Annotated in this window: 11 protein-coding genes; 2 read left to right on the forward strand and 9 right to left on the reverse strand. The window is 73.4% G+C overall.

Features of this window, described 5'->3' with window-relative positions:
- The first annotated feature begins 6 nt into the window (after window positions 1-6).
- Together FHU36_RS01760 and FHU36_RS01765 are read left to right on the forward strand one after the other, a co-directional pair.
- Window positions 7-657, forward strand: a complete 651-nt coding sequence (locus FHU36_RS01760) for an LppX_LprAFG lipoprotein (protein WP_185082060.1) — start codon at window positions 7-9, stop codon at window positions 655-657.
- Window positions 654-2,210 (forward strand): MFS transporter, encoded by a 1,557-nt coding sequence (locus FHU36_RS01765; RefSeq protein ID WP_185082061.1) that lies wholly within the window; start codon window positions 654-656, stop codon window positions 2,208-2,210. Before FHU36_RS01760 ends, FHU36_RS01765 begins: the two co-directional genes overlap by 4 nt.
- Here FHU36_RS01765 and aspS read toward each other — a convergent pair.
- The 9 genes from aspS to scpB all read right to left on the reverse strand — a co-directional run bounded on the left by aspS (window position 2,202) and on the right by scpB (window position 11,925).
- Entirely contained in the window at window positions 2,202-3,464 is a 1,263-nt protein-coding gene (gene aspS / locus FHU36_RS01770; protein ID WP_185082062.1) for an aspartate--tRNA(Asn) ligase, read from the reverse strand. The genes FHU36_RS01765 and aspS overlap by 9 nt on opposite strands.
- 474 nt (window positions 3,465-3,938) lie before the next feature.
- Window positions 3,939-5,345, reverse strand: coding sequence for a ribosome biogenesis GTPase Der (der, locus tag FHU36_RS01775; RefSeq protein WP_185082063.1), 1,407 nt, complete (start codon window positions 5,343-5,345; stop codon window positions 3,939-3,941).
- 33 nt (window positions 5,346-5,378) lie between these two features.
- Entirely contained in the window at window positions 5,379-6,014 is a 636-nt protein-coding gene (cmk, locus tag FHU36_RS01780) for a (d)CMP kinase (protein ID WP_185084544.1), read from the reverse strand.
- A 163-nt stretch (window positions 6,015-6,177) separates the two neighbouring features.
- Window positions 6,178-7,032, reverse strand: coding sequence for a cytochrome c biogenesis CcdA family protein (locus FHU36_RS01785; protein ID WP_312891387.1), 855 nt, complete (start codon window positions 7,030-7,032; stop codon window positions 6,178-6,180).
- Between the two features lie 38 nt (window positions 7,033-7,070).
- The gene (locus tag FHU36_RS01790) at window positions 7,071-7,640 is read right to left on the reverse strand and encodes a redoxin domain-containing protein (protein WP_185082064.1); all 570 of its coding nucleotides are present in this window, start codon (window positions 7,638-7,640) and stop codon (window positions 7,071-7,073) included.
- A 177-nt stretch (window positions 7,641-7,817) separates the two neighbouring features.
- Entirely contained in the window at window positions 7,818-8,951 is a 1,134-nt protein-coding gene (locus tag FHU36_RS01795) for a prephenate dehydrogenase (RefSeq protein ID WP_185082065.1), read from the reverse strand.
- A 66-nt stretch (window positions 8,952-9,017) separates the two neighbouring features.
- Window positions 9,018-9,377, reverse strand: coding sequence for a chorismate mutase (aroH, locus tag FHU36_RS01800; protein ID WP_185082066.1), 360 nt, complete (start codon window positions 9,375-9,377; stop codon window positions 9,018-9,020).
- A gap of 71 nt (window positions 9,378-9,448) precedes the next feature.
- The gene (locus FHU36_RS46165; RefSeq protein WP_312891388.1) at window positions 9,449-11,362 is read right to left on the reverse strand and encodes a pseudouridine synthase; all 1,914 of its coding nucleotides are present in this window, start codon (window positions 11,360-11,362) and stop codon (window positions 9,449-9,451) included.
- The gene (gene scpB, locus FHU36_RS43350; protein ID WP_312891621.1) at window positions 11,359-11,925 is read right to left on the reverse strand and encodes an SMC-Scp complex subunit ScpB; all 567 of its coding nucleotides are present in this window, start codon (window positions 11,923-11,925) and stop codon (window positions 11,359-11,361) included. The genes FHU36_RS46165 and scpB overlap by 4 nt, the downstream gene beginning before the upstream one ends.
- Window positions 11,926-11,960 lie beyond the last annotated feature (35 nt).

Consider the following 11,960-nt stretch of genomic DNA (forward strand, 5'->3'; position numbering starts at 1 on the left):
CCCCGCATGGTCCGAAAGATCCTGGTGGCGCTCCTCGCCGCGCTCGTCACGGCCTGCTCGTCCGGCGGCGGCGCCGAGTTGCCCGACGGTCCCGGCCTCATGAAGAAGGCGGCCGAGGCGATGAAGACGGTCAAGTCGGCCGCCTTCTCCATCTCCACCGACGGCAAGCCGAAGGTGCCGGTGCAGAAGGCCGACGGCAGGCTGACCGCCGCGGGCGACGCCGACGGCACGATCACGCTCGACGTGCTGGGGAGCCTCCAGGAGATCACCTTCGCGCTGGTCGGTGACACCGTTCACTTCAAGGGCCCGACGGGCGGCTTCCAGAAGCTCACCCGCAAGGACCTGGCGCAGTTCTACGACCCGTCGGCCATCCTCGACCCCGCCCGCGGCATCCCGCAGCTCCTGGCCAACGCCACCGACGCGCGCGTCGAGGCCGCCGAGGGCGACGCCTACCGGGTCGCGACGACGTTCTCCGGCCAGTCGCTGACCTCGCTGCTGCCCGGCGTGACGCAGGGTGTCAACGGCAAGGTCTGGATCGACCAGGCGTCGAGCAGGCTGACCAAGGTGGAGCTGCCGCTGCAGGACGGCACGGTGACGGTGTCGTTCGCCGACTACGACGCGGCGGTCACGATCACGCCGCCGCCCGCGGCCGGATGAGCGGCCCCGCCCGCGCGGGCGGTCCGGTGCGGGGCGCCCGCCGGGTCGTGCTGGGCGTCGGCGGCACGGTGGTGCTGCTCGCCGCGCTCGACGCCTACGTGGTGGTGACCGTCCTCATCGACATCGCCGAGGACGTGGGCATCCCGATCAACCGGCTGGAGCGGGCCACCCCCGTGGTGACCGGCTTCCTGCTCGGCTACGTCGCGGCGATGCCGCTGCTCGGCCAGCTCTCCGACCGTTACGGCCGGCGCCCGCTGATCCACGCCTGCCTGGCGGCGTTCGCGCTCGGGTCGGTGCTGACGGCCCTGGCGGCCGGCGAGGTGATGGTGGTGGCGGGGCGGGCGGTCCAGGGCGTCGCCGGAGGAGCGCTGCTGCCCATCACGATGGCGCTCATCGGCGACCTGTGGGACGAGCGGGAGCGGCCGGTGGCCCTCGGCGCGGTCGGCGCGGCGCAGGAGCTGGGCAGCGCCCTCGGGCCGCTGTACGGGGGCATGCTGGCGCTGGCGGTGCCGGCCACCACGGTCCTCGGGGTGGAGCTGGGCGGCTGGCACGCGATCTTCTGGCTCAACGTCCCGCTGGCCGCGCTGGCCGCCGTCGCCGTCCACGTCACCGTGCCCGGCAGGCCCGCTGCCGAGGGCGCCCCGGCCGGCGCGGACGGCAGGGGACACGTGGACGGTGTGGGCGGCGCGCTGCTGGCGCTGGCCCTGGCCCTCCTGGTGGCCGGCCTGTACAACCCCGACCCGGCCAGGGCCGTGCTGCCGCCGTGGGGCCTGCCGCTGATCGGCGCCGGGATCCTGGCCGGGGCCGCGTTCGTGTGGTGGGAGATCCGCTCCCCCGTACGCCTGCTCGACCTGTCCACCACCCGTAAGGCTCCGCTGCTCGCCACCTTGGCGGTGAGCTTCCTGACCGGGGCTGCGCTCCTGGTCACCATGGTCTTCGTGCAGTTCGCCGCGCAGACCCTGCTCGACCTGGAGGCCCTGGAGGCGTCCTTGGTGCTCGGCCGGTTCCTCGCCGCCCTCGTGGTGGGCGCGGTGCTGGGCGGACTGCTGGCCCGCCGGGCGGGCGACCGGGTCGTCTCCGTGGCGGGGATGCTCGTCGCCGCCGCCGGCTACGGGCTGATGAGCCGCTGGCCGCTGGACCTGGCCGCGGCGCGGCTGGAGACGGACCTCACCCTGGCCGTGGCCGGGCTGGGGCTCGGGCTGGTCATCGCGCCCGTGTCGGCCGCGGCGCTGCGGGTGACGCCCGCCGCCCAGCACGGCGTCGCCTCGGCGGCGGTCGTCGTGGCCCGCATGATGGGCATGCTGATCGGCATCGCGGGCGTCTCGGCGTGGGGCTTCTACCGCTTCCAGTCGCTGACCGCGCACCTCGACACGCCGCTGCCGTTCGGCGTCGACCCGGCCGAGCACGCCCGGCTGCTCGCCGACTACCTGGCCAAGGTCGACGCCGCGCTGCACACCGAGTACACGGAGATGTTCCTGGTCACGGCGGTGCTGTGCGTGCTCGGTGCGGCCGCCGCGCTGCTCATGCCGCGGCGGCCGTCCTCGCTAGGGTGACAGCCGGTGCAGGTCGCGCGGGAAGAGCGCGGCCTGCCGGATGTTGGCCGCCCCGGTCAGGCGGACGGTCCAGCGTTCGAGGCCGATCGCGAAGCCGCCGTGCGGCGGCATGCCGTGCGCGAACGCCCGCAGATACCCCTCGTACGGCTCGACGGGCTCGCCCCGGGCGGCCAGCGCCGCCACGTAGTCACGGTGGTGGTGCAGCCGCTGCCCGCCGGTCACCAGCTCCAGCCCGCGGAACAGCAGGTCGAAGCCGTTGGAGTAGCCGGGCCTGCCGGGGTCGGGATGGGTGTAGAACGGCCGCTTGGACATCGGGTAGCCGGTCACGAACAGGAACTCCGAGCCGTGCTCCCGCAGCGCCCAGTCCGACAGCCACCGCTCCTGCGCCGGTGACAGGTCGGGCTCGTCCTCGCCGGTCATCCGCTGAGCCTCGGTGAAGTGGACGGCCGGGATCTCGGCCGGCACCTCGGGCAGCCTGAGGCCGAGGGTTTCGACGGCGGCCGGGGCACGGTGCCGTACCGACTCCAGCATGCCCGCCACGGCCTCGCGCAGGACGGCCATCACGTCGCGGTGGTCGCGCACGAAGCCCAGTTCGGCGTCGAGGCTGGTGTACTGGGCCAGGTGGCGCGCGGTGTCGTGCGGCTCGGCCCGGAACACCGGCCCCACCTCGTAGACCCGCTCGAACACGCCGACCATCGCCTGCTTGAAGAACTGCGGCGACTGGGCGAGGTAGGCGGGGCGGCCGAAGTAGTCGAGCGCGAAGACGTTCGCGCCGGACTCGGTGGCCGACTCGACGATCTTCGGCGTGTGGATCTCGGTGCAGCCGAGCCGGTCGAGCGTCTCGCGGAACCCGGCGACGCTCGCCGCCGAGATCTCCAGCGGCGCCCTGAGCAGCGGGTGCCGCAGCGCGACGGGGGCGTGGTCGAGGATCGTCGGCAGCGCGGCGGGCACGACGGGCCGGTAGAGGTCGAACGGCGGCGCCTCGACCGGCTCCGCCAGCACCTCGATCTCCGGCTCGGTCAGCTCGGCGCCGCCGGGCGCCTGCGGGCTCGCCCGCACGAGGCCGGTCACCCGGACGACGCTCTCCTCGGCGGGCAGCGGCGCGGACGTGACCGCCTGGACCAGCCCGGCGCGGTCGCGGACGACGAGGAAGGACACGGATTTCAGCCGCCGGCGGCGATGGACCCAACCGGCGATCGTCACTCTCCGGCCGGCGTGCTCCGCGAGCTCCGCCGACATGACACGAGAGATCATCACAGCTCCTGGTGAGACGTGCGTGATCCCTTGGGAGTGCGGGGGAGAAGGGAACTCCCGGTGCCACCGCACTTTCGCCGCCCGAACGTGGCGGCCTCCAGGACCCGATGACGGGGGTCAGGCCGGCGGGGCATTTCCTCCCCGCACTCGGGAGTGTCTTCGCCAGGAGGCGCGGGGCCGCCTTCGCAGCTGCCGGCGGCTCTCTGGACCCGCGCGGGTTTCCTGGGTACTCGTCTCCGTCTGCGTTTGGTGGAGGATCGTAGCCGCCGGGTCCCGGGAGAGGCAACCGGGTTGACCCGCGGTGTCCGCGCGGCTCGCACCTGCGGCGTTGCAGGAAGGCGTGGTCCACGACCGCGACGCCTCCGAACCTCCGTTGTCAGCCGGTCGCGGCCGTCGTGGTGACGGCCGTGCCACTCCGCCGCCGGACGGCCGCCGCCCGGCCGGTGCCACCGGCCGGGCGCTGACCTTCGGGTGTCACTTCTTGGCCTGGCCGCCGCCCTTGCGCTTCTCGCGGATCTTCATGGTGACCTCGATGGGCGAGCCGGCGAAGCCGAACTCCTCGCGGATGCGCCGCTCGATGAACCGCCGGTAGGTCTCCTCCAGCCAGCCGGAGGTGAACAGCACGAACTTCGGCGGCTCGACCGACGCCTGCGTGGCGAAGAGGATCTTCGGCTGCTTGCCGCCCCGCACCGGCGGCGGCGTCTGCTGCACCAACTCCGTCAGGAACGCGTTCAGGCGCGACGTCGGCACCCGCGTCGACCACGAGTCGAGCGCCTTCTCCAGGGCCGGGACGAGCCGGTCCATGTGGCGGCCGGTCATGGCGGAGATGTTGACCCGCAGCGCCCACGGGGTGCGGACGAGCTGCCTGTCGATCTCCTTCTCCAGGTAGTAGCGGCGGTCCTCGTCGACCAGGTCCCACTTGTTGAACGCCACCACCATGGCCCGGCCCGACTCGGTGACCAGGCCGATGATGCGCAGGTCCTGCTCGGTGAGCGGCTCGCTGGCGTCGATCAGCACGATCGCCACCTCCGACCGCTCCAGCGCCGCGCGGGTGCGCATCGCCGCGTAGAAGTCGGCGCCCTGCAGCTCGCGGTCGCGCCGCCGGATGCCGGCCGTGTCGACGAAGCGCCAGGTGCGCCCGCCCAGCTCGATCAGCTCGTCCACCGGGTCGCGGGTGGTGCCGGCCATCGGGTCGACCAGCACGCGCTCCTCGCCTGCCAGCTTGTTGAGCAGCGAGGACTTGCCGACGTTGGGCTTGCCCAGCAGGGCCACCCGGGCCGGACCGCGCTCGGTGCCGAACGTCTGCTGCGGTGTCTCGGGCAGCGCGTCGAGCATCTCGTCGAGCAGGTCGCCGCTGGAGCGGCCGTGCAGGGCGGACACCGAGTGCGGCTCGCCCAGGCCGAGCGACCACAGCGCGGCGGCCTCCAGCTCGAGCTGCTGGTTGTCGACCTTGTTGGCGGCCAGGATGACCGGCTTGCCGGACTGGCGCAGCACCGAGCCGACGACCTCGTCGGCGTCCGTGGCGCCCACCGTGGCGTCGACCACGAACACGATCACGTCGGCCAGCTCGACGGCGACCTGCGCCTGCTCGGCGATGCGCAGCCCCATGCCGGTGGCGTCGGGGTCCCAGCCTCCGGTGTCGACGACGGTGAACCGCCGCCCGCGCCAGTTGGCCTCGTAGGTGACCCGGTCGCGCGTCACGCCGGGAACGTCTTCGACGACCGCCTCCCGGCGGCCGATGATGCGGTTGACCAGCGTGGACTTGCCCACGTTGGGCCGCCCGACGATGGCCACGACGGGCAGCGGGCCGCTGTCGTCGCCGTGGTCGCCGGACACTTCGAGGTCGTCGAGCTCAGCCTCGACCCAGTCCCCCGTTGTCACGATTTTTCATCCTTAATGAGTCCCGCACCTTGGTCAGGTGCGCTCCTTGACCAGTCTCAAGACCTCCGCGATGACCTCGTCGAGGTTCAGCGCGGTGGTGTCGAGCTCGACGGCGCCATCCGCCATCGAGAGTGGATCCGTCCTGCGTGTCGAGTCGAGCCGGTCGCGCCTGGCCAGCGCGGCCTGCTGCGCCTCCATCGTGCTGCCGGCCAGCTCGGCGTTGCGCCTGGCGGCGCGGGCCTCGGCGCTGGCCGTCAGGTAGATCTTGAGCTCCGCCTCGGGTGCGACCACCGTGCCGATGTCACGGCCCTCGACGACGATGCCGCCGTCGCCGATGATCTGCCGCTGCATCGCCACCAGGCGGGCCCGCACCTCGGGCACCGCCGCGACCACCGAGACGGCCCCGGTGACCGCGTCACCCCTGATGGGCCCGGCCACGTCGACGCCGTCGACGTGGATGGCAGGGCTGTCGGGGTCGGTGCCGGAGGAGATCTCGGGCTCGGCCGCGCGGGCCGCGACCGCGCCGGCGTCGGCCAGGTCGACGCCGTGCTCCAGCATCCACCAGGTCATCGCGCGGTACATCGCCCCGGTGTCCAGGTAGCGCAGCCCGAGAGCCTTGGCCACCCCACGCGACGCGCTCGACTTGCCCGACCCCGAGGGGCCGTCCATCGCGACGACCAGACCGGTCACAGCCTCTCCCTCTGCACGTTCCACACCCAACCTGAAGAGGCTACCGCCTCGCGGCGGTCCTCTCCGCCGCCGGAGTGGCGTCGACGGATGTGACACGGCGGAAGCAGGCGGGCCGAACCGCTCGGCCCCGCTCCCCCGGGATTCAGCGAGCGTGCCGCCGCCGCACCGCGCGCAGCACGAGCGCGCCGACGGCGAGCAGGGCGAGCACGAGAGCGATCCAGCCCGCGCCGGCAGACTCCAGCCATCCCGCGAGGGCGCCCTGCAAGGCTGTCGCGGTGCCCACGATCGGGTCATCGGCGGACCCGCCGGAGAAGACGCGCAGCTCGTACCAGCCGTAGTACATGACATACAGCCCGGCCAGGACGAGCAGTCCGCCGCTGGCCCTGGACACGTACGGCAGCAGCCGCCGCAACCTGGCGACAGCGGCGGCCCGAGCGAGCGCCACCGCCAGGGACAGGACCGCGACGACCAGCCCCATGCCGAGCGCGTAGGCCACGAAGGCCGCCACCCCGCCGAGCAGGCCGGCGCCGGACAACGAGGCCGAGGTGACAGCCAGGAAGGGACCCACCGTGCACGACAGTGAAGCCACCGCGTACGACAGGCCGTAGCCGTACAGCGACAGCGGTGAGGCGGCGGGACGGCCGGTGGCCAGCCCAGGAAGTCGAAGCAGCAACTCGCGGCCGGTCAGCAACCACACGCCGAGTCCCGCCAGCAGCCCGCCGATGACGAGCGTCACCCACGGCAGGTAGCGGCCGACCGACACGGCCAGCACGGTGACGGCCACCCCGAACAGGCCGAAGACCGTGACGAAGCCCGCGGTCATGGCGGCCGACAGCAGCAGCGCCCGGCCGAGCGGCCCACGGCGGGCCGGCTCGCCGTCGGCGATCAGGAGGGTGAGGTAGGCGGGCAGCATCGCGAAGCCGCACGGGTTGAACGCGGCCACCGTGCCCGCGGCCAGGGCCAGGGCGAGCGGCAGGTCAGCAGCTTGCACGCGCACCCGTCCAGGTTGTCGACGGTGACGGCGGCACGGTGGCGCTACCGGCCGAGGAGTTGCCGGACATGGCCGTCCAGCGCGTCCTTGTCGAGCGGGCCGGACGCCTTCGTGGTGGAGCCGTCCGGTTTCATGAACACGAACGTCGACTGCTGGCTGACGCCCAGCTTGGTCCACACCACCCCGTTGGCGTCCGCGAGCTGCACGATGTCCCCGGTGCCGGTCCGCTGGACGAACTCCTTCATCGCCGCCTCGGTGTCCATGCCCGCCACTCCGACGAACGCGACCTCGCCGAACGCGGCGACCGCGGCCTTGACGGCGGGCGCCTCGGAACGGCACTTGGGACACCACGGCGCCCAGAACCAGAAGACCACCGGCTTACCGGCCAGGCTCGCGCCCTGGAACGGCTCACCGTTCAGTGTCTTGGCGGAGAAGGCCAGCGCGGCCGGCACCGCCGGCGTCGCCGGCGCAGCTGCCGCTGGGGACGTCACCGTGGCCGACAGCGGCGCGGTGCCGCGCACGGGGTTGGCCGCGTCGTCCCGCCCGGCGCTGCCGCACGCACCCGTCAGCAAGGCCACCAAGGCCAAGGCAGCCGTCCCTCGCAGTGTGATCATGCGCCCAGCGTAGGAGCATTCGCCCCCGCGATTCCTTACCAGCTCGTGACGGCGCCGGCGCGCTGCCGCCGGGTGCCCGCGCGCGTGGAGGAGCGCCTGACGAGCCTGGAGGCGTCCCAGGCCGCCTGCCGCCACGACCGCCCCTGAGGCCGGGCGCCTCCGTGTGTGTACGGGCGGTCAGGGGACCTGCCAGCCCCGTTCGTGGAGCGCCCGCGTCAGGACCGGCGCGGCCTCGGGCTGCACGGCCACCTCGGCGACGCCCAGCGGCAGGCCGGGTGCGTGCTCCAGCCGCACGTCCTCGACGTTGACCCCGACCTCGTCGCACACCTGGAACAGCTTGGCGAGCTGGCCGGGACGGTCACCGATGATCACCTGGACGACCACGTAGGCGGGCGCCGGGCCGCCGTGCTTGCCCGGGATGCGGCCGTGACCGGCGACGCCGCGTTTGAGCAGCTGGGTGATGTCCTGACGCGCGGTGCCGTCGCCCCCGGCCATGGCCCGCAGCGCGGACGCCGCCTCGGCCAGGTCGCGCGAGACCGCCTCCAGCACCTCGGCGACCGGGGCGGCGTTGCCGGACAGGATGCCCAGCCACAGGCCGGGGTCGCTGCCGGCGATCCTGGTGACGTCCCTGACGCCCTGACCGGCCAGGCCGAGGGCGACGTCGGGCGCGTCGGCCAGCCGGGCGGCCACGGCGGAGGCCGCCACGTGCGGGGCGTGGGAGACGACGGCCACGGCCCGGTCATGCTCGGCGGCGTCCACCTCGACGGGGTTGGCCCCGCACAGCTCGACGAGCCGCAGGACAGTGGCCCTGGCCTCGGGCGAGCTCTCCTTGGTGGGGCACAATGCCCACGGCCGGCCCAGGAACAGCTCGGCCCGCGCCGCCCCGGGCCCGGAGCGCTCGCGTCCGGCCAGCGGATGGGAGGCGACGTAGGTGGTCAGGTCGCAGCCGAGCCGCGCTGCCTGCTCGATGGGCTCAGCCTTCACGCTGGCCACGTCGGTGTAGCAGGCTGCGGCGTCCTGCCGCTGCAGGTCGAGCAGTTCGGTGGCGACGTGCCCGGGCGGCACCGCGATCACCGCCAGGTCGGCCCGCTCGCCGGGCACCTCCTCCCGCTGCACCGTGCCGGACTCCGCCGTGCCCTGCCGTGCGGGCCGCCACTCCTCGCCCGCGCCGAGCTCCCGCGCCAGCCGTACGGCACCCTGGTCGCGGTCGGTGAGCAGCACGCGCACCCCTTGGCGGCGCAGCGCGAGCGCCAGGGAGGTGCCGATGAGACCGGTGCCGACGACCAGCACGGTGCGGAGTTCGGAGGCCATGTCGGAGTCCTATGGATGCGGAGGTTGTCGTGGACCCGCGCCGTTACGCGCGGCTCACTGGGCGATTCACTGGGCGATGTCCTGGCGCAGGGCCACGGCGCCGCGCAGGTAGACGTGCTGGATGTCCGCACGTGGCCGGTCGGTCTCCACGTGCGCCATCAGCCGCACCACCCGGGGCAGCGCGCCCGGCACGTCGATCTCCGAGCAGCAGATCAGCGGCACCTCGTGGAAGCCCAGCTTGCGCGCGGCCAGCGCCGGGAACTCGGCCGTCAGGTCGGGTGTGGCGGTGAACAGCACGCTGATCACGTCGTCGGTGGTCAGCTGGTTGCGCTCCATCAGTGTGGAGACGAGCTCGGTCGTCGCCTCGATGATCGCGTCGCGGTCGTCGGCGTCCACCTGGATCGCCCCGCGGATCGCCCGCACCATGTGCTTTCGTCCCCTCTATAAGCCCGGGAGCCCGTGCGGACCTCCGCACGGGCTCCTGCGTTCTGGCCAGATTACAGCTTGACGGCGGCGTAGAGTTCGCCGACCTCCTTCAGGCTCAGCGCCCGGACCGTGCCCGGCTTGGTCCGGCCCAGCTTGACCGGCCCGAACTCGATCCGCGCCAGGTCGATGACCCGGTGGCCGGCCTCTTCGAGCATCCGCCGGACGACGTGCTTGCGGCCCTCGTGCAGCACGACCTCCACGAGCGCCTGCTGGCCGTGCTCCTGGACGATCTGGAAGGAGTCGGCCCTCGCCAGGCCGTCCTCCAGCTCGATGCCCTGCCTGAGCCTGCGGCCGAGGTCACGCGGGATCGGGCCGGGCACCTTGGCCCAGTACTTCTTCTGCACCCCGTAGCTGGGGTGGGTCAGCCGGTTGGCCAGCTCGCCGTCGTTGGTGAGCAGCAGCAGGCCCTCGGTCTCGGTGTCGAGCCTGCCCACGTGGAACAGCCTGGGCGCCAGCTCCTGGACGTAGTCGGCCAGGCAGGGGCGGCCCTGCGGGTCGTCCATGGTGGACACGACGCCGATGGGCTTGTTCAGCGCGTAGTAGACCAGGTCGGGGGCCGTGGGGATGCGCTTGCCGTCGACGTGGATGATCTGCTTGGCCGGGTCCACCTTCGCGCCGAACCTGCGCACCACCTGCCCGTTCACGGTGACGCGGCCGTCGCCGATCATCTCCTCGCAGGCGCGGCGGCTGGCCACGCCCGCCTGGGCGAGCACCTTCTGCAGACGCACGCCGTCGGGCACCTCGGTGGTGTCGCGCTCGTCGGTGTAGCCCTCGGGGTAGAGGTCGCGGTCGCGCATCGGCTGGCGGGCGGTCTTGAACCGGTCGCGCGGCGCGGCCTCCCCGCGTCCGCGGTCGCCGCCGTAGCCGTCGCGCCGCGGGCCACCGCCGTACGTGGGCCGGCCGCCGATCGTCTGCACGTCGTCGCGCCTGGGGGTACGGCCGGTGCCGGGGGTACGGCCACCGGTGCGGGGAGCACGGCCGCCCTCGTCACGGCTCGGGCGCCCGTCGTCACGGCGGGAACCGCGTGAGTCGGCGCGGAACCCGCCCGCGTCACGGCGCGAGCCACGCTCGTCGGAGCGGAAGCCACCCTCGTCACGGCGAGGACCACGCTCGTCACGGCGGGGACCACGCTCATCGGAGCGGAACCCGCCCTCGTCACGGCGAGGACCACGCTCGTCCGAACGGAAGCCACCCTCGTCCCTGCGGGCCGGGGAGCGACGGTCGTCCTCGCGGCCGCCGGCGTCGGTCCTGCCGTAGCGGGCGCGGGCGGGACCCGCGGTGTCCTCGCGGCGGCCGCTGCGGTCGGCGCGGAAGGCGGGACGCTCGGCCCGGAACGTGGGCCGCTCCGCGCGCCGGTCGCCGCCGTCGCGGTCCTGGTAGCCGCGGTCGTCGCGGCGCTCGTAGCGGGAGCCACCATCGCGCCGCTCGGACCGGAAGCCCTCACGCCCGCCGGACCGGAACCCACCACGGTCCCCGTCGGAACGGAAACCCGAGCGGTCACCACGACCCTCGGAACGGAAACCCGGGCGGTCGTCGCGACGCTCAGACCGGAACCCACCACGGTCCCCGTCGGAACGGAAACCCGAGCGGTCACCACGACCCTCGGAACGGAAACCCGGGCGCTCATCACGACGCTCGGACCGGAAACCCGGGCGATCGTCGCGCGAGTCGGGCTTGCCGAACCGGGCGCGGGATCCGCTCCGGTCGGCGCGGAACGAGTCGCGGGCGGAACCGTTCTCCCTACCGGAGTCGCTCCTGCCGTACTCGCCCCTGGAGTCGCGGCCGTGGCCGCGGTCGTCGTCGCGGCGGGAACCGCCGCGGGTGTCGTCCGAGCGGTAGGCGGGACGCCCGCCACGGCCGCTGGAGCCGCCGGTGCGTCCACGACCGCGTCCATCACCGGACGGGGTGCTGCGCCTGTTGATCACTTTGTCGTCTCCTCGAGATTCTCCACGTCGTCGGGGAGGAAGGGCGCGAGCTCGGGGAGCTCGCCGATGTCCTTCAGTCCCAGACGTTCCAGGAAGTATGAGCTTGTCCGGTAGAGCACTGCCTGGCTCTCCGGGTCGGTGCCGGCCTCTTCGACCAGCCCCCTCGCGACGAGCGTCCGCATGACGCCGTCGCTGTTGACGCCGCGGACCGCGGCGACGCGGGCGCGGCTCACCGGCTGACGGTAGGCCACCACCGCGAGGGTTTCGAGCGCGGCTTGGGTCAGCCGCGTCTGCTGGCCGTCACGGACGAACCGTTCGACCAGCGGAGCGCAGTCGGCACGCGTGTAGTAGCGCCAGCCGCCCGCGACCTCTCTCAGATCGAAACCCCTTCCGGCCGCCGTGTATTCCGCGGCCAGCGCCCGGAGCGCGGCGGCCACCTCGTGGGTGGGCCGCTCCAGCACCTGCGCCAGCGTCACCTCGGCCACCGGAACGTCCACGACCATGAGGATCGCCTCCAGCGCCGCGCCGAGGCCCGGCCCGTCGTCCGGCCGCTCCGCCCCCACACCGTCGTCGGGCTCACCCTCATCAGGCTCGACCT

The organism is Nonomuraea muscovyensis (assembly GCF_014207745.1).
GTDB classification, from domain to species: Bacteria; Actinomycetota; Actinomycetes; order Streptosporangiales; family Streptosporangiaceae; genus Nonomuraea; species Nonomuraea muscovyensis.